Source organism: Kribbella caucasensis, assembly GCF_004361855.1.
Classification (GTDB): domain Bacteria; phylum Actinomycetota; class Actinomycetes; order Propionibacteriales; family Kribbellaceae; genus Kribbella; species Kribbella caucasensis.
On record NZ_SNWQ01000015.1, the window covers coordinates 225,917 to 246,702 of the forward strand.

Annotated in this window: 23 protein-coding genes; 10 read left to right on the plus strand and 13 right to left on the minus strand. The window is 67.4% G+C overall.

Translation table 11 applies throughout. From position 1 onward, the window contains the following. Nucleotides 1-9: 9 nt before the first annotated feature. The 5 genes from EV643_RS28585 to EV643_RS28605 all read right to left on the minus strand — a co-directional run bounded on the left by EV643_RS28585 (nt 10) and on the right by EV643_RS28605 (nt 5,891). Nucleotides 10-1,029, minus strand: coding sequence for a LacI family DNA-binding transcriptional regulator (locus tag EV643_RS28585; RefSeq protein WP_133803255.1), 1,020 nt, complete (start codon nt 1,027-1,029; stop codon nt 10-12). Nucleotides 1,030-1,192: 163 nt separating this feature from the next. Continuing rightward, nucleotides 1,193-2,452, minus strand: a complete 1,260-nt coding sequence (locus EV643_RS28590) for an IS701 family transposase (protein ID WP_133803256.1) — start codon at nt 2,450-2,452, stop codon at nt 1,193-1,195. A gap of 63 nt (nt 2,453-2,515) precedes the next feature. Further along, nucleotides 2,516-3,838, minus strand: coding sequence for an ABC transporter substrate-binding protein (locus EV643_RS28595; RefSeq protein ID WP_133803257.1), 1,323 nt, complete (start codon nt 3,836-3,838; stop codon nt 2,516-2,518). Between the two features lie 225 nt (nt 3,839-4,063). Then, nucleotides 4,064-5,272: a radical SAM family heme chaperone HemW gene (gene hemW, locus EV643_RS28600; protein ID WP_133803258.1), complete on the minus strand. Its 1,209-nt coding sequence runs from the start codon at nt 5,270-5,272 to the stop codon at nt 4,064-4,066. 82 nt (nt 5,273-5,354) lie between these two features. Further along, a complete protein-coding gene (locus tag EV643_RS28605) occupies nt 5,355-5,891 on the minus strand; it encodes a mycothiol transferase (protein ID WP_133803259.1) in 537 nt (178 codons plus the stop codon). A gap of 156 nt (nt 5,892-6,047) precedes the next feature. On the opposite strand from EV643_RS28605, the gene EV643_RS28610 reads away from it, so the two are divergent. From EV643_RS28610 to merB, 3 genes are read left to right on the plus strand one after another with little or no spacing between them, the layout of a single operon-like run. Then, the gene (locus EV643_RS28610; protein ID WP_133803260.1) at nt 6,048-6,455 is read left to right on the plus strand and encodes a MerR family transcriptional regulator; all 408 of its coding nucleotides are present in this window, start codon (nt 6,048-6,050) and stop codon (nt 6,453-6,455) included. Then, nucleotides 6,452-7,426 carry an alkylmercury lyase family protein gene (locus EV643_RS28615; RefSeq protein ID WP_133803261.1) on the plus strand — a complete coding sequence of 325 codons (975 nt, stop codon included), beginning with the start codon at nt 6,452-6,454 and terminating at the stop codon, nt 7,424-7,426. Before EV643_RS28610 ends, EV643_RS28615 begins: the two co-directional genes overlap by 4 nt. Nucleotides 7,427-7,437: 11 nt before the next feature. Then, nucleotides 7,438-8,061: an organomercurial lyase MerB gene (merB, locus tag EV643_RS28620; RefSeq protein WP_133803262.1), complete on the plus strand. Its 624-nt coding sequence runs from the start codon at nt 7,438-7,440 to the stop codon at nt 8,059-8,061. 62 nt (nt 8,062-8,123) lie between these two features. On the opposite strand, the gene EV643_RS28625 is transcribed toward merB, so the two are convergent. Further along, entirely contained in the window at nt 8,124-8,804 is a 681-nt protein-coding gene (locus EV643_RS28625) for a Clp protease N-terminal domain-containing protein (protein WP_166665612.1), read from the minus strand. 20 nt (nt 8,805-8,824) lie between these two features. After that, entirely contained in the window at nt 8,825-9,067 is a 243-nt protein-coding gene (locus tag EV643_RS28630; protein WP_238165857.1) for a helix-turn-helix domain-containing protein, read from the minus strand. A gap of 133 nt (nt 9,068-9,200) precedes the next feature. Here EV643_RS28630 and EV643_RS28635 point away from each other — a divergent pair, with 133 nt between their 5' ends. Genes EV643_RS28635 through EV643_RS28645 form a run of 3 tightly spaced genes read left to right on the plus strand, consistent with a single transcriptional unit; the run spans nt 9,201 to nt 10,473 of the window. Continuing rightward, complete coding sequence (locus tag EV643_RS28635; RefSeq protein WP_133803264.1) at nt 9,201-9,791, plus strand: TetR/AcrR family transcriptional regulator; 591 nt, start codon at nt 9,201-9,203, stop codon at nt 9,789-9,791. Continuing rightward, a complete protein-coding gene (locus tag EV643_RS28640; protein ID WP_133803265.1) occupies nt 9,788-10,147 on the plus strand; it encodes a DMT family transporter in 360 nt (119 codons plus the stop codon). The genes EV643_RS28635 and EV643_RS28640 overlap by 4 nt, the downstream gene beginning before the upstream one ends. Further along, nucleotides 10,144-10,473 carry a DMT family transporter gene (locus tag EV643_RS28645; protein WP_133803266.1) on the plus strand — a complete coding sequence of 110 codons (330 nt, stop codon included), beginning with the start codon at nt 10,144-10,146 and terminating at the stop codon, nt 10,471-10,473. Before EV643_RS28640 ends, EV643_RS28645 begins: the two co-directional genes overlap by 4 nt. 3 nt (nt 10,474-10,476) lie before the next feature. Here EV643_RS28645 and EV643_RS28650 read toward each other — a convergent pair whose 3' ends face one another. The 3 genes from EV643_RS28650 to EV643_RS28660 form a co-directional block, all read right to left on the minus strand. Further along, entirely contained in the window at nt 10,477-12,312 is a 1,836-nt protein-coding gene (locus tag EV643_RS28650) for an AMP-dependent synthetase/ligase (RefSeq protein WP_133803267.1), read from the minus strand. Nucleotides 12,313-12,452: 140 nt separating this feature from the next. Further along, a complete protein-coding gene (locus tag EV643_RS28655) occupies nt 12,453-13,481 on the minus strand; it encodes an aspartate-semialdehyde dehydrogenase (protein WP_133803268.1) in 1,029 nt (342 codons plus the stop codon). A gap of 62 nt (nt 13,482-13,543) precedes the next feature. Continuing rightward, nucleotides 13,544-13,729, minus strand: coding sequence for a tautomerase family protein (locus EV643_RS28660; protein ID WP_133803269.1), 186 nt, complete (start codon nt 13,727-13,729; stop codon nt 13,544-13,546). 113 nt (nt 13,730-13,842) lie between these two features. Between EV643_RS28660 and kduI the strand changes: the two genes are divergently transcribed. The 3 genes from kduI to EV643_RS28675 are packed head-to-tail and all read left to right on the plus strand — an operon-like array spanning nt 13,843 to nt 16,223. Further along, nucleotides 13,843-14,682 (plus strand): 5-dehydro-4-deoxy-D-glucuronate isomerase, encoded by an 840-nt coding sequence (gene kduI, locus EV643_RS28665; protein ID WP_238165858.1) that lies wholly within the window; start codon nt 13,843-13,845, stop codon nt 14,680-14,682. Beyond that, nucleotides 14,679-15,440, plus strand: coding sequence for an SDR family oxidoreductase (locus EV643_RS28670; RefSeq protein ID WP_238165859.1), 762 nt, complete (start codon nt 14,679-14,681; stop codon nt 15,438-15,440). The genes kduI and EV643_RS28670 overlap by 4 nt, the downstream gene beginning before the upstream one ends. A gap of 24 nt (nt 15,441-15,464) precedes the next feature. Further along, nucleotides 15,465-16,223 (plus strand): IclR family transcriptional regulator, encoded by a 759-nt coding sequence (locus EV643_RS28675; RefSeq protein ID WP_238165860.1) that lies wholly within the window; start codon nt 15,465-15,467, stop codon nt 16,221-16,223. A 22-nt stretch (nt 16,224-16,245) separates the two neighbouring features. Here the strand turns inward: EV643_RS28675 and EV643_RS28680 are convergent, their stop codons facing one another. From EV643_RS28680 to lepA, 3 genes are read right to left on the minus strand one after another with little or no spacing between them, the layout of a single operon-like run. Then, nucleotides 16,246-16,881 (minus strand): MOSC domain-containing protein, encoded by a 636-nt coding sequence (locus tag EV643_RS28680; RefSeq protein ID WP_133803271.1) that lies wholly within the window; start codon nt 16,879-16,881, stop codon nt 16,246-16,248. 42 nt (nt 16,882-16,923) lie between these two features. Then, complete coding sequence (locus EV643_RS28685; RefSeq protein ID WP_133803272.1) at nt 16,924-17,835, minus strand: aminoglycoside phosphotransferase family protein; 912 nt, start codon at nt 17,833-17,835, stop codon at nt 16,924-16,926. Then, nucleotides 17,836-19,722 carry a translation elongation factor 4 gene (gene lepA, locus EV643_RS28690; protein ID WP_133803273.1) on the minus strand — a complete coding sequence of 629 codons (1,887 nt, stop codon included), beginning with the start codon at nt 19,720-19,722 and terminating at the stop codon, nt 17,836-17,838. It lies immediately after the preceding gene. A gap of 153 nt (nt 19,723-19,875) precedes the next feature. On the opposite strand from lepA, the gene EV643_RS28695 reads away from it, so the two are divergent. After that, complete coding sequence (locus EV643_RS28695; RefSeq protein ID WP_133803274.1) at nt 19,876-20,775, plus strand: phosphotransferase family protein; 900 nt, start codon at nt 19,876-19,878, stop codon at nt 20,773-20,775. Nucleotides 20,776-20,786: the final 11 nt, after the last annotated feature.

Below are 20,786 nucleotides of genomic sequence, written 5' to 3' on the forward strand. Positions count from 1 at the left end.
CGTTGAGGATCACGCGGAGCCGCGGATGATGAGTTCGGTGTTGTGGATTTCGGGGGTGGTGAGGTCGGCGCCGGCGATTTTGGCGAGGAGGATCTCGGCGAGGCGGGCGCCTAGTTTTTCGACCGGCTGGCGGATGGTGGTCAGTTTGGGGGTCGTCGTGGTCGCCACCACGGAGTCATCGAAGCCGACCACTGCGACGTCGTCGGGGACCCGGCGGCCGCGTTGGGACAGGACCCGGAGGGCGGCGGTCGCCATCAGGTCGGACGCGACGAAGAGGCCGTCCAGATCGGGGTGTTCGTCGAAGAGTTTATTCGCGGCGTGTTCGCCACCGTCGGCCGTGAAGTCGCCGAAGGCAACGGCTTCGGCGAACCCGGCCTCCGCGGCGACCTCCTGGTACCCCGTCAAACGGTCCAACCCCGCCGTCATGTCCAGCGGACCCGCGACCGTCCCGATCCGCCGACGCCCGATCGACAGGAGGTACTCGACCGCAGTACGGGCGCCCGCGACGTTGTCCACGTCGACACTCGCGACCGGTACGTCGACCCCGAGCGGCCGTGCGCTGAACACGATCGGCAACGGCAACTGGGCCAACTCCTGCAGCACGTTGTCCCGCCCGTGGTGGCTGACGATGATCGCGCCGTCGACGTGCCCGCCGCGCAGGTACCGCAACAGCCGTTGGTCGTCCCCCTCAGCCGGTTCGATCAGCAGCACCAACTGCGACGACGTCGGCGCCAACGTCATGCTGACCCCTCGCAGGATCCCCGCGAAGAACGGGTCCGAGAACACCCGGCTGTCCGGCTCCGGCACCACCAACGCGACCGAATCCGTCCGTCGCGTCACCAGCGCCCGGGCCGCCCGGTTCGGTACATAACCCAACTGCCCGATCGCCCGCTCCACCGCCGCCACCGTGTCCGGCAACACCTTCGGCGACCCGTTCACCACCCGCGACACGGTCGCCCGTGACACCCCTGCCAACGCCGCGACCTGCTCCAAGGTCGGAGTCCCACCGTCCTGACCCTGCAACGACATGGGACCTCCTCCGAGACGGCAACGTTCTTAAGGTAGTACCTAGTGCACCGACACGGGGCACTAGTAGTACTTTGTTAGGTCGGGTAGTGCTGGTGGCAGGTGGGGCAGGTGCCGATCCAGTACGCGAGGAATTGCTGCAGTTTGTGCAGTAGGGCGTAGAAGGTCAGGCCTGCCCATGTTCTTTTGGGCGGGTGAGTCGTAGTCGGGTGAGGAAGATGTGGGCGGCGGTGGCGAGGGTGGCGTGGTGGTGCCAGCCGGTCCAGCTGCGGCCTTCGAAGTGGTCCAGGCCGACACCGGTTTTCAGTTCCCGGTAGTCGTGTTCGATGCGCCAGCGGATCTTGGCCAGGCGGACCAGGGTGGCGATCGGGGTGTCGGCGGGCAGGTCGGAGGTCCAGTAGTCGGTGGGTTCGGTCTTGCCGGGTGGCCATTCGGCGATCAGCCATCGTTCGGGCAGCGATCCGTCGTCGGCGCGGTCGATCTCGCGGCTGGCGGGCCGGATCCGTATCGTGGTGAACTTCGAGCGCATGGCCGCGGTCCGGTTGCCGGGGCCCGTTTTGGTGCCGCGCCGCCAGGTCACCTGCCGCAGCGCGCGGCGACCGGCGTTCATCACGATGTCCTTGCAGCTGACCGGGGTGTCGGGGTAGCGGGCTATGGGTGGACGGCCCCGGCCGGAGTAGGGCGCGGTGACCGGCTCGGCGGCCGCCGGGTAGGCGCTGGTGGTGGCTTTGATCGCCACGACGTAGCCGATGCCGCGTTCTTCCAGACCGAGCCGGAACGCGGTGGCATCACCGTAGCCGGCGTCGGCGACCACGACCGGGGGCTGGTGCCCCCACTGGCGGAGTTCGTCGAGCATCTCCAACGCCATCTCCCACTTGCGGCGGTGCCGTTCGGACTCGGGGATCCGGCACTTGAGCCTGCGGCGGCGCACCGCCTCGGCCGCTTCGCCGGCGGCAACCAACTGGTCGTCCCAGCTCTCGGGCATGAACAGCCGCCAGTCCAGCGGCGCCGACGCGGCATCGGTCACAGCGTGGACGCTGACCGCGACCTGGCAGTTCCCGACCTTGCCCAACGTGCCGGAGTACTGCCTGGCCACACAGGCCGACGAATCGCCGTCCTTGGCGTGCCCGGTGTCATCGATCACCCATGCGTCCGGCTGAACCACCGCGGTCGCCAGACCCGCCAGCACCCTGCGCACCGGCACCACATCCCAGGGCGAGTCAGTGATGAACTGCTGCAACCGCTGATGATCCACCCCCAGCCGCGCCGCCATCGGCTGCATCGACTTGCGACGCCCATCCAGCATCAGACCCCGCAGATACAACCCACCCACGGCCCGCTGATCCGACCGCGCGAACGACGCGAACACCTGCCCCACAAAGGAATCCAGGCGATCACCCACCGCAGCGAAGTCAGCAGCATCCACACCCCGATCCAACACCAAGACCCCCGCAAAACAACGCAACCACGCCGACCTAACAAAGTACTACTAGTTGCCCCGTCTGGTGTTGGCGGCCTTCTCCGCATCACGTAGGGCTTGTTTCCAGGCGGCGCTCGGGGACTGCTTTCCTTCGTCAACACGGGTGAGGGCGTCGGAGAAGACGGTGTTGATCTCGCCGTCGCGCGGGCCCTTGTGCTGTTTGAGGATCACGTTGTTGGCGCGGTTGATGAAGATCTCGCCGACCGGCGCGTTGTTGAAGTACGCGTTGACCTGCTTCTTGACCTGCTCGTTGTCGTACGCGTCGACGGTCGACGGGAACGAGCCGACCTTCTGGAACACCTTGACCTGCTGTTCGGGCGCGGTCAGCCAGGCGGCGAGCTTGGCGGCCTCCGCCGGCTGCGACGACTGCGTCGGCACGGTCAGGTACGAACCGCCCCAGTTCCCGCCGCCGCCGGGGAACACGTCGGCGACGTCCCACTTTCCCTTGCCGAAGGCACCGGCATTGTCCTGGATGACGCCGAGCAGCCAGCCCGGGCAGGCCATCGTGGCGAACGCGTCCGTCCGGAACGCCTTGTTCCAGGCTTCGCTCCAGGCCGGCAGCTTCGCGGACAGACCGTCCTCGGTACCCGCGACGATCTGGTCCCAGGTCTTCTTGAGCAACTCGTTCTCGTCGCCCAGGTAGCGGTCCTGGTTGGAGTAGTACGCCTGGATCAACTGGTTGCGCATCGCCTCCCAGGTCAGTACGGCGGAGTCGTACCAGGCCGAGTTCGGCATCTTCGCCTTGAACCGGCGGCCGTAGGAGAAGTACGACGACCAGTCGGGGAACAGCTTCGCCACCTCGGCCCGATCGGTCGGCAGGCCGGCCTTGGCGAACAGGTCGCGGCGGTAGCAGATCGCCTCCGGGCCGATGTCGGTGCCGTAGCCGATGATCTTGCCCTCGGAGGTGGTCGCGCCGGACATCTTCCAGTCCAGCCAGCGGGACCTCAGGTCGTCGGCGCCGTGCTGGCGCAGGTCGACGAACTTGTCCGCCTTGGCCAGGTACTTGTAGATCCAGCTGACCTCCATCGCCTCGATATCGGCCATCCCGGACCCGGAGGCCAGGTTGGTCTCCAGGTTCTTGATGTGCTCGTCGACGGTGGCGGCCCGGCGTTCGGTGATCTTGATGTTGGGGTGCGCGGCCTCGTACTCGCGGTACAGGTCGGCGTACCCGAACTCGTTGAAGGTGGCGATGGTCAGTTCGACCCGCGGACCGTCGGCGGCGTCGCCGGCGGCAGGGCTGGTCTGGTCGTTTCCACCACAGGCCGCGACCAGCAGGGTGAGGCTGCAGGCCAGGGCGACAGCGGCGGGGCGACAACGGGCACTGGGCCGCATTGCATTGCTCCCTGTGATTCAGGACGGGTTGAGAGCGTTCTCCTAAGGGAAAGTGAACTGAGTTTTCAGGGTCCCGCCGAACGTGTCAAGCACCACACCGTCACTCTGAGACACGGAAGGGCCCAGGTCAGCACATACCAGGGTGCGATGTCACCGTACGCACCCCGCCGATGACGGACGGCTCCATAACCTGGGGGTTTGCTGGAATGTCCGGACTTTCCAGCGTCAGGGCAGCAGGTCCCGGACAACGGCGTCGGCCAGCAGACGGCCACGCGGAGTAAGCACGAGCCGGCCGTTTTCCTCGACGAGCAGATCCCCGAGGATCGCCTTCGCCGCTTCCCGGCCCGCCGCGTCGAGTACGTCGATCGGCAGCCCGGCCTTCAACCGGATCTCCAGCAGCACGCGTTCCACCCGCCGCGTCTCCGCGTCGAGGATCTCCCGCGCGTACGCCGGGCTCTCGCCGGCTGCTATGCGTTCGGCGTACGCACTGGGGTGCTTGACGTTCCACCAGCGGACGCCGCCGACGTGGGAGTGGGCGCCCGGGCCGATCCCCCACCAGGTGTCGCCGCGCCAGTAGAGCTCGTTGTGCCTGCAGCGGGCGTCATCGGTGCGCGCCCAGTTGGACACCTCGTACCAGCCGAGGCCGGCCTTGGTCAGCAGTTCGTCGGCGAGCATGTACTTGTCGGCGAGGTCGTCGTCATCCGGCATCGGCAGCTCGCCACGACGAACCCGGCGGGCGAGTTGGGTGCCTTCTTCAACGATCAGGGCGTACGCACTGACGTGGTCCGGGTCGGCCGATATCGCCGACTCCAGCGAGGCCCGCCAGTCGTAGAGCGACTCCCCCGGGGTGCCGTAGATCAGGTCGAGGTTCACGTGCTCGAACCCGGCGGCCGTCGCCTCCTTCACCGCCTCCAGCGCCCTCCCCGGGGTGTGCTGGCGATCCAGGATCCGCAGGACGTGCGACGACGCACTCTGCATCCCGAAACTCACCCGGGTGAAGCCAACTTCCAAAAGGTGAGAAAGATACTCGGGGTCCACCGACTCGGGATTGGCCTCCGTGGTCACCTCTGCATCCGGCGCCAGCCCGAACTCGTCCCGCACCGCGGCCAGCATCCGCCCGAGGTCTTCGGCCGGCAGCAGAGTCGGCGTACCCCCGCCGAAGAACACCGTGTCCACCGGCCGATCGAGCTCCGGCATCACTCGCCGGGCCAACCGAACCTCTTCGACCGCCGTCTCCGCGTACGACGCCTGCGACGCCCCGCCGCCGAGCTCCTTCGCGGTGTATGTGTTGAAGTCGCAGTACCCACACCGGGACGCACAGAACGGCACGTGCAGGTAGAACCCGAACGGCCGGCCGGCAGCTTCGGCAACGGCCTCCTGCGGCAGCACCCCATCCCGGGGCGCGACCTCTCCCTCGGGCAATGTCGACGGCACAGACCAATCCTACGGAGCCATCCGCAATCGGATCGCAGCGGCAGTACGCCGACCGCGCCGCCTCCGGCCGAACAGTTGCGGGTCAGTCCGGGTCGTTGCCCCTCAGTCCGTCGACCGCTTCGCGGAGTACGTCGGCATGGCCGGTGTGTTTCAGGTACTCCTCCAGCAGGTCAACGAGGATCCGTCGGCGATTGACCACCCAGTCCGGGCTCCCTCGCTCGACCCTCACGTCAAGGCCCCCGTCTGCACTCATCTCCGCCCAGGCGGCCCGAGAGCGTTCCGCGGTGCCATACCACAGCGCGTACGTCTCCTCCGGGTCATCGGTGACTGCCGACTGCCACCCCCACTCGTCGTTCTCGACCCAGCCCCGGGCATCCCACGGAGGGCCGAGTGGTCGATCGGCAGCCTGAGCGGTGAATCCTTCATCGACGAACGCCATGTGTTTGATCAAACCGGCCAGCGTCATGGACGACGGCGGATGCTGTCGACGCAACTGTTCAGCATCCAGGCCGCCGGTCTTCCAGGCGAACTGCCGGCGCACGCGATCCAGGGCGAAGCACAGCACCTCCGCCTCGTCACCGCGCAGGCATTCGGTCAGCGGCAGATCACTCCAGTCCATAAGACTCCTTGTCGGTCACACCATGAACAACATCACGGGACCGTGAACAACAAAATAGCCTGTCTGAGCTCCCGGTTTCTTGTTCACGGTCCCCGATTCAGGTGGGTCGGCGTACTGGTTGACTCTGTAGTTGGGTACGGGGTTGACGATGGCGGTATGCGAACCAGTGAGCTGGCCGGCCAGGTCGGGGTGAATGCTGAGACGCTTCGGTACTACGAGCGTCGGGGGCTCTTGAACGAGCCGCCGCGGACGTCGGGTGGATATCGCGACTACCCGCCGACCGCGGTAGATCTGTTGCGGTTCATCAAACGGGCCCAGGAACTCGGCTTCACCTTGGACGAGGTAGAGGAACTGCTGCACCTCGACAGCGGTGGGCCGGACAGCTGCGACGTGGCCCGGGGGCTGGCCGAGCACCGCCAGGCGGACCTGGAACGGCGGATCCGGGATCTGCAGCGGATGCACGACTCGCTGGCCGATCTGGTCGCGACCTGCGATCGGCCGCGCGCCGACCGCTCCTGCGCGCTCCTGGAGGCGATCGACCCGCACACGGAGGCGACCAGATGAAGCTCGAAGTCCTGCACATCCCGGATTGCCCGAACCTGCCACCCCTACTCGAGCGACTCGCCGCCGCGACCGATCTACCAATCACCACCCGGGTGATCGACTCTGACAACGCGGCCACCGAATTCGGCATGGCCGGCTCGCCAACCCTGTTGATCAACGGGGTCGACCCGTTCGCCGCCGATGACGGTGATTGCGGCGTGGCATGCCGCCTCTACCGCGACCAGGACGGCCGGATCGTCCCCGCGCCGTCGATCGAGCAGTTGCGCAAGGCAATCACCGCGGCTGGGCAACACGCGGGCGAACAGCACGCGGCTGGACAGTCCGCGGTGCCGGGCGAGGTGTTGAGCGCGTGGCGGACTCGGGCCCTGCCTATGGACCCGGTCGAGAAGGCAGCCCACCAGGCGATCCTCCGTACCTTCGCCGCGACCGGACGGCCGCCCACCCTGGACGCTGTCGACCGCATCAGCAACGTCCGGACCTCGGGCGACGTGTTGACCGCACTGCATGACCTGGACGCGATCCGGCTCGACCGGGACGGCCAGATCGCGGTCGCCTATCCGTTCTCCGCCACGCCGACCAGGCATCGAGTCCGGATCGGCGACGGCCAGGCCGGTGACGGAGTCGACGTCTACGCGATGTGCGCGATCGACGCGCTGGGGGTCTCGGCCATGGTCGGCGAAGACACCTTGATCGAGTCCGTCGACGTGACAACCGGTCGGCGGGTCATCGTCACCACGACCGCTGGCCGAACCACCTGGGAACCCAAAACGGCAGTGGTGTTCATCGGCGCGGACGCTGGCGGTGGGCCTTCGGCGGACTGCTGCTGCGACTACCTCAACTTTTTCGCCGACCGCGCCGCCGCCCAGGCCTGGACCGGCGCCCACCCGAACATCCCGGGCCAGATCCTCGACCAAGACCAGGCCGAAGACCTCGCCATCCGGCTGTTCGGGCACTTACTCGCCACAACCTGAAAGGTCCCAAAATGACCACCCAGGCAGCAGAAGCCCAGCACCTGGTCAAGCTCATGCGCGCCCAGTTCGGGCTGCCCGACCTCATGCTGCACCTGACCCGACTCCTAGCCGTCGGCCAGCCGGTCACCGTGGATGAAGTCGCCGCCGCGGGAGGCTGGACCGTCGACCAGCTCCGTACCGAGCTGGCCCGGCACCCCAGCGTCGAATGGGACGACGATGGCCGGATCGCAGGCTTCGGACTGACCCTGCGCGCGACCCGGCACCGGTTCACCTTCGACGACCGGACCGTCTACGCGTTCTGCGCCACCGACACCTTCGAATTCCCCGTCATCCTCGGCCGACCGGGCGTGGTCGAGTCCGTCTGTCCAGCCACCGGCCAGACCATCCGCGTCGAGCTCGCCCCCGACCGCGTGCTGTCCGTCGACCCACCGCAAGCCGTCGTGACCAAAATCCGGCCCGACCACCCCGTGGACGACGTACGCGCCGAGATCTGCGACCTCGGCAGCTTCTTCGCCTCACCCCAGGCGGCCGGCGACTGGCTGACCCACCACCCCGACGGAGCCATCGCGCCCGTCCACGAGGACTTCGAGATCACCAGGCAGGCAATCACCCAGCTCGGCTGGGCCGCCAAGTAACAACCCACCTACGGCAGATACCGGTCGATCCGGCGCAGCGTGCGTCCGGCGAAGCGGACAAGCTACCGCCCGATCTCGGCCGCCAGCCGAGTCAGATCGATGCCGTGCGCCTGGAGCTGTAGACGTACCGGGTTCGGCCGGCCCGGAACGAACCCAAGGGAGGCGAGCTCTCGGCGGCTGCGGCGGCTGAGCTGGGTGCCGAGAGGGTCGGCCGCGTCCTGCAGCACGCCATAGAGGAGATGGTCCGGGCCGATACCCGCGTCACCGCGGCGGGTGGCGAAGCCGGCGGCGAACTCGAACGAGCGCTTGGCCAGAACGTGTACGCACAGCGCGCTGGGACGCGGGTGCCCGCCCCGCCACCGCGGCCGGCGCCGCACCCGCCACTCAGCCGCAGCCACTACCTCCGGCCCGAACGAAGCTTCCAGGTGTCGTCGGACCTCGTCGACGTCCACTCCGACACCCCGCAGCGCCGCGGCCGGATCAGCAGCCGGCCCGAGCGTCGGTCCCACCTTCAGCAGTTCTGCTCGCGCCGTGTCCAGATCCAGCCCCTGGGCCTCGAGCAGGCCGACGGCCTGACCGGCACCATGCCGCAGCAGACCAAGAAGGACATGCTCGTCCGCCATACATGGGTGCCCGAGTTCACGAGCCTCAGCGAACGCCTGGCTGATCACCTCACGAGCGTCCGGCGTGAACCGGCGCCAGTAATCCCCGGTCCCGTCGTCGCCGGTCGCGGAGCGAACCACCCGACGAAGCCACCGCGGCCTCATGACCTGTCCAGCCGCGCACTCCGCAGCCCGTGCTTGTAGTGCACGGCCTGCTTGCTCACCCCGAGTCGACGAGCGATATCCCGCCATGACCAGCCCAACTCACGCGCATGGCTCACCTGAAGCTCCTCCAGAACCTCCACCAGCTGCCGCAACGCCACCACCGCGGTCAGCCCGACCTCCGGTTCCTTGCTCGCTGCCGCATCCATCAGCCGCCTACCCTCCGCCAAGTCCACACCCATATCGTCAAAATAGATTGACGACGTCGAGTCGTCAATCAAAATTGACGACTCGCACACGGAAGTCCTCGGCTGCGCGACCAGCCTCACTCTGAGTCGATCGTAACTGTACCGACCGTATGGTATAGTTACGGGCATGAGGCCGAGTTCACGGACAGCGATTCTTGATGCGGCGTTCCGGTTGGCGGGGAATGACGACGGGGCGGTGGAGATCACCTTTGACGCGACCGCCAAGGAGGCGGGCGTCACCAAAGGCGGCGTGCTGTACCACTTCCGCACGCGTCAGGAGTTGGTGCTCGCCGTCGTTGAGTACGCCGCCCAGCGGCTCGAGGAGGCGATGCTCGCTCGGGTGGGTAAACCGTTCGAGGAGACCACGGCCGCGGAGCGGGTTCGCGCCTACGTCAGCGTCATCGCCGCCGGCCGGCTGACCCGTGCCGATCTCGCCGTCTACACCGAGGGCCTGGCGGATCCGGCGTACTGCGTCCCCTGGGAGATGACGCTTCACCGCTGGCTCAGCCTCGACGACGTCACCGACCCGGCCGAGCGGGCCCGTCTCCGGATCGCCCAGCTGGCCGCCGACGGGCTCTGGAGCGCCGAAGCCACCGATGTCTTCGCACCGGCCAAGGACCGCGACGCGGTCATCGCCCAGCTGATCGCCCTCACCGAAACGCCCACCCCAGAAACCCCCAGCCCAGAAACGCCCAGCCCGGAAAGGAGTCCCACATGAGGAAGTGGTTCGCCCTGGCCGGCGCGATCGGTGCCGAGGTCGCTGCGACGCTGGCCCTCAAGGCCGCGCTGGACCAGCCGGCCTGGTACGCCGTTGTCACCGCCGGCTACATCGCGGCCTTCATCCTGGTGACGGCGTGCCTGCGGCTCGGCATGCCGATCGGCGTCGCCTACGGCATCTGGGCCGCCACCGGCGTCGCCCTCACCGCGCTCCTGTCCGCCGTCATCTTCGGCGAACCCCTGACCGCACTCATGGGGCTCGGCATCGTCCTCATCATCGCCGGTGTCCTCACCGTCGAACTCGGCTCACACCAGGCACAGCTCGGCTCGCACAAGGCACAGGAGGTCGCGAAATGAGCTGGATCCTTCTCATCGGAGCCATCCTGGCCGAGGTCGCCGCCACCATGTCACTGCGCGCCTCCGACGGCGGACAGAAGCGGCAGTGGATCCCGGCGATCCTCGGCGGCTACATCCTCGCGTTCGTCCTGCTCAGCCTGGCGCTCGACGACGGCATGGCCCTGGGCGTCGCGTACGGCATCTGGGCCGCCACCGGCATCGCACTCACCGCAGGCCTCGCCCGGGCCATCTTCCAAGAACCCCTCAACCGCACGATGACCCTCGGCATCGTGGTCATCGCCGTCGGCGTACTCACCGTCGAGCTCGGCGCCCAGGCCGTCCACTGAGTATTAGTCGTACATCTTGTCCAGGACGTCGCTGTACTGGCTTTCCACGTACTTGCGCTTGAGCTTCAGACTCGGCGTCATCTCACCACTCTCGACGGTCAGGTCCCGGTCGAGGATGGTGAACTTCTTGATCGTCTCCCAGCGATTCAGGCCGGCGTTCAGCTCGTCCACATAGCCCTGGACCATCGCCTGGGCGGCATCGGAGGTGACGATCTCGGCGTACGGCCTGCCGCCGAGGCCGTTCTGCTCGGCCCAGCCCTGGATCGAGTCCGGGTCCAGCGTCACCAGGGCGCTGACGAAGTTGCGCAGGTTGCCGTGGACAACGAATTGGCTGGCGTACGGGCAGATCATCTTGAACCGGCCCTCGATCACCTGCGGGGCGACGTACTTGCCGCCGGAGGTCTTGAAGAGGTCCTTCTTCCGGTCGGTGATGAAGAGGTACTCGTCCTCGAAGTGGCCGATGTCGCCGGTGTGGAACCAGCCGTCGGAGTCGATCACCTCGGCGGTCTGCTCGGGCTGGTTGTGGTAGCCGCTCATCACGCCGGGGCCCTTGATCAGGATCTCGCCGTCCTCGGCGATCTTGAACTCGGCCGCCGGGAAGATCGGGCCGACGCTGCCCAGCCGGTACTGCTCAGGGCGGTTCAGCGACGAGCCGGCCGCCGTCTCGGTCAAGCCGTAGCCCTCCAGGATCAGCAGCCCGGCCGCGTGGAACCACTCGGCCAGGCGCTTGTCCAGGGCCGCCGAGCCGGAGACGAAGAACCGGATCTTGCCGCCGAAGCGAGCCCGGATCTTCGACAGGACGAGCTTGTCGGCCAGCGCGTACTGCGCCGCCAGCACGCCACTCGGCTCCTTGCCCTGCTGGCGGAGCTTCGACACTCCTGCGCCGACCCCGAAAGCCCAGTGGAACAGCTTCGCCTTGACGCCGCCCTCGTCCTCGATCATCGTCACGATCCGGGCGTGCGCCTTCTCGAAGATGCGCGGCGCGGCGGCCATGAAGGTCGGCTGGACGACAGCCGCGTTCTCGACGATCTTGTCGATCCGGCCGTCGATCGCGGTGGCGAATCCGATCTGCAGCTGTACGGCGATCAGGACCTGGCCGAACACGTGCGACAGCGGCAGCCAGAGGAACTGCAGATCGTCCGGGCTGAGCACCCGGATCCCTTCCACCGCGGCGCCCTCGTACGTCCACACCGTGTGCGGCAGCCGCACACCCTTCGGACGACCGGTGGTCCCGGACGTGTAGATCAAGGTGCACAGGTGATCGGGCTTGACCTGGTCGATCCGCTCATCGATCGCCTCGGGGTGCTCGTCCAGGTACTGCGCGCCGAGCTCGTCCAGGGCGGACAGGCTGATCACCCAGTCGCCGTCGCGCTCCTCGGGTTCACCGTCGATCAGCACGACCTTGTGCAGCGAGGGGGTCTCGGACTTGTGCTCGCGCAGCTTGTCGACCTGGCCGGCGTCCTCGGCGAACACCACCTGGACATCGGCGTCCGCCACGATGAACGCGACGTCGGCCGCCATCGTGGTCGGGTAGATCGTCGTCGTCGCGGCAGCTGCGAGCACGGCCGCCAGGTAGCTCTCGACCCACTCCATCCGGGTGCTCGAGGCGACCGCGACACGTTGCTCGGGCTCGACCCCCAACGCGATCAGGCCGGCGCCGCGCCGGCGTACCAGCTCGTCTAGCTCTTGCCAGCTGACTGACTTCCACTCGTTGTCGACCGGATGGCGGAACGCCTCCCGGTTCGGCGTCGCGGCGACGCGGTCGAGAAACATCTGGGCCATGTGCTCCTTGCGGGAGCTGAGCAAGGAGAGCTGCGGACCGTCGGCAACGGGCTTCATTTCTGGCCTCCCAAGGTCAGTAACCGGAGAGTAATAGAACGGACTCCCGCTGGCCATGGTCCTCGCTCACCCGGCCGAACCATCTCTATTACGTTTCCGCAACATGCGCACACGCCCCGTGGCAGGCCAGGTACACCCCGTCAGCGGCGCTGCTCGATCAGCTCCGCGATCTGAACGGCGTTGAGGGCGGCGCCCTTGCGCAGGTTGTCGTTGGAGACGAACAGGACGAGGCCGCGGCCGCCCGGTACCGACTGGTCCTGCCGGATGCGGCCCACGTACGACGGGTCGCGGCCGGCAGCCAGCAACGGGGTCGGCAGGTCGGCCAGTTCCACCCCGGGGGCGCCGGCGAGGATCTCGGTGGCACGCTCGGGGGTGATCGGCTCGGCGAACTCGGCGTGGATGCTCAGCGAGTGACCGGTGAAGACCGGGACCCGGACACAGGTCCCCGCGACGGGCAGGTCTGGGATGTGCAGGATCTTGCGGCTCTCGTTCCGCAGCTTCTGCTCCTCGTCGGTCTCACCGGTGCCATCGGCAACGATCGACCCGGCGAGTGGGAGCACGTTGAATGCGATGGGACCGGCATAGATATCCGGCTGCGGAAGCGCGATCCCGTCGGCGCCGCGGGCCAACCCGGCAGCGCCGTCGATCAAGGCCTTCGCCTGGTTCTCCAACTCGCTGACGCCGGCACCACCAGAACCGGAGACCGCCTGATAGGTGGACACGATCAACCGGGTGAGCGTCGCCTCGCGGTGCAGCGGGGCGAGGACGGGCATCGCGGCCATGGTGGTGCAGTTGGGGTTGGCGATGATGCCCTTGGGGAGGTTGTCGACGTCACCGGGGTTCACCTCGGACACGACCAGCGGGACGTCGGGATCCATCCGCCAGGCCGACGAGTTGTCGATCACCACGGCGCCGGCCGCGGCGACCTTGGGCGCGTACTCCTTGGAGGCCGTCTTGCCGTTGGAGAACAGCGCGAGGTCGAGGCCGGTGAAGTCGGCCGTGGCCGAGTCCTCGACGGTGATCTTCTCGTCGCCGAACGGCAGCTGTGAACCGGCCGACCGGGTTGACGCGAAGTACCGGATCTCGTCGACCGGGAACTTGCGCTCGATCAGCAGTTCCCGCATGACGCTTCCGACCTGACCAGTGGCTCCGAAAACTCCTACTCGCATGAGTCAAAGCCTAGAGGGCCCGCCCCTGGCCCAGTGCGGACCGGGCCAGGGGATGAGACGCGTCAGGAGTCGGAAGCCAGGACTCCGCCGTTGGCCACGTCGCTCTTCTCGATCTCGGTGAAGACGATCCTGACGGCTTCGCGCTTGGCGCCGAGAATCGCGATCGCGGAGTCGGTGACGGCGGCGACGAACTCGCGGCGCTGGTCGAGGGTACGGCCGGAGAGCAGTTCGACAGTGATATTGGGCAAGGCAGACTCCTCAGTCGAATGGTGGTTCTCTACGGTGGAACATTGTTCCACGATCGGCAGCTCACCGCACTGCAACGTTTGACAGGATGTTCCGTCGAGTAGAACCTTGTTCTGTGAAGACACCGCATCCGCCCCTACAGGTCAGGCACGCCACCCATCCCGCCCAGGTGCCCGGATTCGACACCGCGGCCCTTCGCGGCAGCTACCTGGTCGAGGAGCCGTTCACCCCGGACACGATCACCGCGGTGCTCACCCACCACGACCGGATCGTGCTCGCCGGCGCCCGCCCGGCCTCCGGACCACTCACTCTCGGCACCTGGCCGGAGTTGCGCAGCGAGTACTTCCTCGAACGCCGCGAGGCCGGCATCGTCAACGTCGGCGAACCCGGCACGATCACCGTCGACGGCACGAAGTACGAGCTGACCACAGGATCCTGCCTGTACGCCGGACGCGGGACGCGCGAGGTTGTCTTCGAGGGCGAGGGGTCCGCGTTCTACCTGTTCTCGGCGGCCGCGCACACGGCCTACCCGACCGCGCTAATCCAACCCGGCGAGGGCAATCGACTCGAGCTCGGTGATCAGCAGACCGCGAACCGCCGCACGATCGACCAGTACATCCACGCCGATGGGGTGCCCAGTTGTCAGATCGTGCTCGGCGTCACCACGCTCCACCCCGGCAGCACGTGGAACACGATGCCCGCGCACACCCACGACCGGCGTACCGAGTGCTACCTGTACTTCGGGTTGCCCGAGTCCGAGCGGATCGTCCACCTGCTCGGCGAACCACACGAGACCCGGCACCTGGTGGTTGCCGATCGGCAGGCGGTGATCTCACCGAGCTGGTCGATCCACTCCGGCGTCGGCACCTCGGCGTACAGCTTCGTCTGGGCGATGGCCGGTGAGAACCAGGCCTTCGCGGACATGGACGGCGTCGCCGTACAGGAGCTGCGGTGAGTTCTGCGGTGAGCTTTTCGCTGCGAGGGCGGACCGCACTCGTCACCGGCGCCCGGCGCGGGATCGGCGCCGCGATCGCAACCGGGTACGCCGCGGCCGGAGCCGACCTCGTCCTGCTGGCCCGGGATGCGGCACTGGAAGAGACTCTGGAGGCGATCAAGGAGAACGGCGGCGAAGCAACAGTCGTCACCGCCGATTTCCGCGACCCGACCGCGGTGGAAAAGGCCGCGGCAGACCTCGCAGCTGAGCGGCAGATCGACATCCTGGTGAACAACGCCGGCACGATCCATCGGGCGCCGGCCGTGTCGACCGCGTCGTCCGACTGGCAGCATGTGATCGACGTGAACCTCAACTCCACCTGGGCCGTCACCCGGCCGATCGGCGCCGCGATGGTCGAACGCGGTGCAGGCAAGATCATCACGATCGCCTCGCTGCTCAGCTTCCAGGGCGGGATCACCGTCCCGGCCTACACTGCGAGCAAGCATGCGGTCGCCGGTCTGACCAAGGCGCTGGCCAACGAGTGGGGTCCGGCCGGCGTCCAGGTGAACGCGATCGCGCCCGGCTACATCAGTACCGACAACACCACCGAGCTCCGGGCGGATCCGGAGCGCGAGGCCGCCATCCGGGACCGCATCCCGGCCGGGCGCTGGGGACGGCCCGAGGACGTGGTCGGCGCCGCGATCTTCCTGGCCTCGGCTGCGGCAGACTATGTCAACGGGCACGTGCTCGCGGTCGACGGTGGATGGTTGGCCAGATGAGAGGGCACAGAGAGGAGTGACAAGATGACCGACATGAGTTCGCCCTCGGCCATCGACAAGACGTTGATGGTGCTCGACGCGGTCCTGGAGCACTCCCGGTTCACTGATGTTGTTACGGCGACCGGGCTAGCCAAATCGACTGTGCACCGGATCATGGCGTCGCTGGTCGAGCACGAGTTCGTCGCGCAGGCCGAGGACGGTTCGTACCACCCGGGTCCGAAGGCGCTCCGCCTTGCCGGGCACGCGTTGACGAACGTCGACCTGGCAACGGTCGCCCGCCCGGTCCTGGCTGACCTGGTCGCGCAGACCCGCTGTACGGTCCACGTGGGTCTGCTCAACGGCGACGAGGCGATCTACGTCGCGCGACTCGACGGGCCGAAGCCGTACCGGATGCCATCGCGCGTCGGCAAGGCCTTCTGGTTGCACTGCACCGGAATCGGCAAGGCACTGCTCGCGGAGATGGACGACGATGCGCTCGACGCCCTGATCACCCGGACGGGTCTGCCCGCGCGCACTCCCCTTACCCACACGACGTCTTCGGCGCTGAAGGCGGACCTCGCCCAGGTGCGGACGCGCGGCTTCGCCTTGGACGACGAGGAGAACGAGCCAGGCATCCGCTGTGTCGCGGCCGTCATCCACGACCACACCACCGCCCCGATCGCAGCGGTCAGCATCTCGACGCTCTCGTTGGAGCAGTCGATCGCCCAGGTCGCCCTGATGGCCCCCGCCGCAATAGAGGCCGCCCGCAAGATCTCAGCGGCCCTCGGTTACCTGGAGAGTTAGCCAGCGACCGGGTTGATGAGAGCTAGCCAGCGCGAGCGATCACGCGCAAGGCGATCCCTCTGAGCTCGTCGGTGAGGTCGACGCCCGAGTCGAGCATCGCCTTCATCTTCACGGGGTTCTGGTCGCCGAAGACGTCCCCGATCGTCACCTCGTGGTCCGGCCGCTCGAGGATCTTGATCGGGTCGCCCGCGCCGATCGTCCCGGTTGTGAGCACCTTCAGGTATGCGCCAGGCCGGCCGGCTTGGTGGAAGCGTTTGACCCAGCCTGGGATCTGCATCCGGTGTGCGAAGGTGATGCACGGGATCCGCGGCACCCGGACCATCACCTCGACCTCGGCGCCGATCCGCCACACCTCACCGATCAGGGCGTTGGTGATGTCGAGCTCTTCGGTCCGCAGGTTTTCGCCGAACAGCCCGGCAGGGATCTCCCGGTCCAGCTCGGTGGCCCACCAGTCCGCGTCTTCCTGCGCATACGCATAGAGCGCCTGATCCAGACCGCCGTGATGCTTGGTGTCGCAGACTCTGTCGCCGACCAACCCGAGCTCACCAACTGCAACCCGCCCAGTCTGCGGCCGTTTGTCGATCGCCGTCCATCCCAGGGCGTCTTCCTTGGGCCCCGGAATCAGCTCTTCCACCACGTTCACCGTCAACAGCCGCATACCCGCATCCTCCCCGCAGGTTCACACGGTCGCCACCGGATTTCAGTCCTGGATCGCCTTCACGATGGAGATGTTGCGGGTCAGCCAGTCGTGCGGTAGCAAGTCGTCCGTGCCCGTGCTCTGCAGGGTCCAGAGGACGTTGAGCATCTGCCGGAGGATCACCCAGTTGCGGGCTCGGTCCTCGTCCAGCTCGGCTGCGTCGACGACTGTGTAGAACCGTTGCCGGACGCGAAACCGGAGATCGCCGGATGCGGTGACCTCGTCCCAGCGGTTCCACAGCAGCGGGGCGACCTCGTAGTGCGGATCGCCCGACAACGGTTTCGGGTCGATCACCAACCACGGTTCACGCTCAGCCGCGAGCACGTTGAAGTAGTGCAGGTCCGTGTGGATCAGCGTCCCGTCGGTCGCGGGATCCTCGGCGAAGTCCGTCCCCAGCGAGATCGCCTGTTCGACGTACCGGTGCGGTACCGGCGCCGATGCGGGCAGCTCGCGGAGTCCCTCGACCCACCGCTTCAGCTCCCCCGACAACGTCCGGAACTGCGGCCCGGCCGGCACGTGCAACCGCCCGTACGCCGACCCGACGAATTCGCACGCGTCCAGATCGCCGATGGTGGTCAGATCCCGCGACTCCAGCCGCTCCATCAGGATCGCGAACCGCCGCGGATCAGCCCGGAACAACCGAACAGCGCCGGCTCCGTCCCACATCCGCAACGCGAGGTGCTCGGTCTCCGCCTCCCAATGCGGGAACTGCACCTTGAGCACGGCCGCCTCACCGTCGGCGGTGCGCACGGGTACGACGACCGCACACTCCCCATACGCCGTACCGCCGTCGACCCGCAACGCCCATTCGTCCAGCAGATCGCGGATGCGCCGCGGCAACTGGTCGAGCCACGCGGCCCAGTCAGGACCCCGTGATCCGACGGCAAGGAACCCCGCGGGGATCTCGAAAGGCACCTACTTCTTGGCCTTTTCCGAGGGTTCACTCGTCTTCAGCGCGGCGATGAAGGCTTCCTGCGGGACCTCGACCCGGCCCACCATCTTCATCCGCTTCTTGCCTTCCTTCTGCTTCTCCAGCAGTTTGCGCTTCCGGGTGATGTCACCGCCGTAGCACTTCGCCAGCACGTCCTTGCGGATCGCCCGGATCGACTCGCGGGCGATGATCCGGGACCCGATCGCGGCCTGGATCGGCACCTCGAACTGCTGCCTGGGGATGAGTTCCTTCAGCTTGCCGGCCAGCGCGACGCCGTACGAGTAGGCGTTGTCGCGGTGCACGATCGCCGAGAACGCGTCGACCGTCTCGCCCTGCAGCAGGATGTCCACCTTGACCAGCGCCGCGGACTGCTCGCCGGTCGGCTCGTAGTCCAGCGAGGCGTACCCCTTGGTCTTGGACTTCAGCTGGTCGAAGAAGTCGAAGACGATCTCGGCCAGCGGCAGCGTGTAGCGGAGCTCGACCCGGTCCTCGGACAGGTACTCCATCCCCTGCAGGTTGCCCCGCTTGGTCTGGCACAGCTCCATGATCACGCCGATGAAGTCCTTCGGGCTCAGGATCGTCGCTCGCACCACCGGCTCGTAGATGTCCGCGATCTTGCCGTCCGGGAACTCGCTGGGGTTGGTGACGACGTGCTCCTTGCCGTCCTCCATCTCGACCCGGTACACCACGTTCGGCGCGGTCGAGATCAGGTCCAGGTCGAACTCGCGCTCGAGCCGCTCGCGGACGATCTCCATGTGCAGCAGACCGAGGAAGCCACAGCGGAACCCGAACCCGAGCGCGCCCGAGCTCTCCGGCTCGTACTGCAGGGCCGCGTCGTTCAGCTGCAGTCGCTCCAGCGCGTCCCGCAGCGTCGGGTAGTCGTCGCCGTCGATCGGGAACAGCCCGGAGTACACCATCGGCTGCGGGTGCTTGTAACCGCCGAGCGCCTCGGATGCGCCACGCACGGACGAGGTGACGGTGTCACCGACCCGGGACTGGCGGACGTCCTTCACCCCGGTGATCAGGTAGCCGACCTCGCCGACGCCGATGCTCGGCGACTTCATCGGCTCCGGGGAGATGACGCCGACCTCGAGCATCTCGTGCACCGCGCCGGTCGACATCATCTTGATCTTGTCCCGGTGGTTCAGCTCGCCGTCGACCACCCGGACGTAGGTGACCACGCCGCGGTACGTGTCGTACACCGAGTCGAAGATCAGTGCCCGCGGCGGAGCGTCCTTCACCCCCGTCGGCGGGGTGACCTGGGCGACGATCTCGCTCAGCAGCTCCTCGACGCCGTCGCCGGTCTTCGCCGAGACGCGCAGTACGTCGGACGGGCTGCAGCCGATGATGTGGGCCAGCTCGGCGGCGTACTTCTCCGGCTGGGCGCTGGGCAGGTCGATCTTGTTCAGCACCGGGATGATGTGCAGGTCCGCGCTCAGTGCGAGGTAGAGGTTCGCCAGCGTCTGCGCCTCGATCCCCTGCGCCGCGTCGACGAGGAGCACAGCACCTTCACACGCCTCCAGCGACCGGGACACCTCGTAGGTGAAGTCCACGTGGCCGGGCGTGTCGATCATGTTCAGGATGTACGTCGTACCGTCGGGCGCGAGCAGTCCGCCGGGGGTGTCCGGCTTCGGCGTGAACGGCAGCCGGACGGCCTGCGACTTGATCGTGATGCCACGCTCACGCTCGATGTCCATCCGGTCCAGGTACTGCGCCCGCATCGAGCGGGCGTCCACCACGCCGGTGATCTGCAGCATCCGGTCGGCCAGCGTCGACTTGCCATGATCGATGTGGGCGATGATGCAGAAGTTGCGGATCAGCGACGGATCGGTACGCCCCGGCTGCGGTGCGGTCGTGGGTCCAACGGGCACTTAAGGGATCCAGTTCGTCTAGGGTCACGCGGTAACCAATCGATCAATCATCCCACGGGCGACCAGCCAATTCCGCATCCGTGCTCGGGGCCAGCGTCCGCCGGGTGAAAATGCCGGGCGAGCAGACGTTGCAGGCCTCTAGGCTCGGGCGGTATGGCACACGCTGTAGGGGTCCGGTTGCCGTACGAGAAGATGCCGCCTGACGTGCGGGCGTGGGTCGGCCACGTGCTCGGCGGCACCGTGATGTCGGCCGCGACTCAGCTGGGCGGCTTCTCGCCCGGAGTCGCCGCCCGACTCGTGACTGCCGGCGGCCAGCGTGCATTTGTGAAAGCAGTCGGCCCCGAACTCAACCCGGACACACCGTCACTCTTCCGACGTGAGGTCGACGCCATGCGGGCGATCTCGCCGTTGCCCCAAGCGCCAATGTTGTACGACGTGTACGACGACGGCGAGTGGGTCGCACTCCTGCTCGAGGACATCGACGGGTACCTACCACCGCACCCCTGGAGGCCGTACGACGCGGCCCGGGTGCTCGATGCGCTCGCGGAGTTGACCTCAGAGCTCCAGCCTTCCCCCTGGCCCGACGCACCGGTCGCCGCCGTACGGAGTGAGTCGTTCCTGAGCCGGTGGGACAACGTGATCGCCGACGGGACCGCCGTACCGGACTGGGTCGCCGGACGCGAGCAGGAGTTCGCCGACCTCGCCCGCACCGGGCTGAAGGCGCTCGCGAAGGGCGACAGCCTCGCCCACTGGGATCTGCGCGCCGACAACATCCTGCTCACGGACAACCGGGTCGTCTTTATCGACTGGGCCCACGCCGCCCTCGCCCCACCCTGGGCAGACCAGGTGATCCTGCAGGCCGACATGCGCGATTCACTGAAGCTCCCCGACCTCCCGGACGAGGACGGGATCACCGGGTTGATCGCGGCCTTGGCCGGCGGGCTCTGGTGGGGCAGTACCCAACCCGCCCCACCCGGCCTGCCCACAATCCGCACCTGGCAGCGCGACTACGCCCAGACTTTCCTGTCCTGGCTCCGCGAACGCCTCGCCTGATGCAGCGTTCC

What these genes read in the sequence shown, in the direction of transcription:
- EV643_RS28695 (WP_133803274.1), top strand. Translation starts at nt 19,876, where the DNA reads ATGGCACACGCTGTAGGGGTCCGGTTGCCGTACGAGAAGATGCCGCCT.
- merB (WP_133803262.1), top strand. Translation starts at nt 7,438, where the DNA reads ATGACCACCCAGGCAGCAGAAGCCCAGCACCTGGTCAAGCTCATGCGC.
- EV643_RS28675 (WP_238165860.1), top strand. Translation starts at nt 15,465, where the DNA reads ATGACCGACATGAGTTCGCCCTCGGCCATCGACAAGACGTTGATGGTG.
- EV643_RS28645 (WP_133803266.1), top strand. Translation starts at nt 10,144, where the DNA reads ATGAGCTGGATCCTTCTCATCGGAGCCATCCTGGCCGAGGTCGCCGCC.
- EV643_RS28605 (WP_133803259.1), bottom strand. Translation starts at nt 5,891, where the DNA reads ATGGACTGGAGTGATCTGCCGCTGACCGAATGCCTGCGCGGTGACGAG.
- EV643_RS28650 (WP_133803267.1), bottom strand. Translation starts at nt 12,312, where the DNA reads ATGAAGCCCGTTGCCGACGGTCCGCAGCTCTCCTTGCTCAGCTCCCGC.
- EV643_RS28610 (WP_133803260.1), top strand. Translation starts at nt 6,048, where the DNA reads ATGCGAACCAGTGAGCTGGCCGGCCAGGTCGGGGTGAATGCTGAGACG.
- EV643_RS28595 (WP_133803257.1), bottom strand. Translation starts at nt 3,838, where the DNA reads ATGCGGCCCAGTGCCCGTTGTCGCCCCGCCGCTGTCGCCCTGGCCTGC.
- EV643_RS28635 (WP_133803264.1), top strand. Translation starts at nt 9,201, where the DNA reads ATGAGGCCGAGTTCACGGACAGCGATTCTTGATGCGGCGTTCCGGTTG.
- EV643_RS28640 (WP_133803265.1), top strand. Translation starts at nt 9,788, where the DNA reads ATGAGGAAGTGGTTCGCCCTGGCCGGCGCGATCGGTGCCGAGGTCGCT.
- EV643_RS28615 (WP_133803261.1), top strand. Translation starts at nt 6,452, where the DNA reads ATGAAGCTCGAAGTCCTGCACATCCCGGATTGCCCGAACCTGCCACCC.
- EV643_RS28585 (WP_133803255.1), bottom strand. Translation starts at nt 1,029, where the DNA reads ATGTCGTTGCAGGGTCAGGACGGTGGGACTCCGACCTTGGAGCAGGTC.
- EV643_RS28680 (WP_133803271.1), bottom strand. Translation starts at nt 16,881, where the DNA reads ATGCGGCTGTTGACGGTGAACGTGGTGGAAGAGCTGATTCCGGGGCCC.
- EV643_RS28655 (WP_133803268.1), bottom strand. Translation starts at nt 13,481, where the DNA reads ATGCGAGTAGGAGTTTTCGGAGCCACTGGTCAGGTCGGAAGCGTCATG.
- EV643_RS28630 (WP_238165857.1), bottom strand. Translation starts at nt 9,067, where the DNA reads ATGGGTGTGGACTTGGCGGAGGGTAGGCGGCTGATGGATGCGGCAGCG.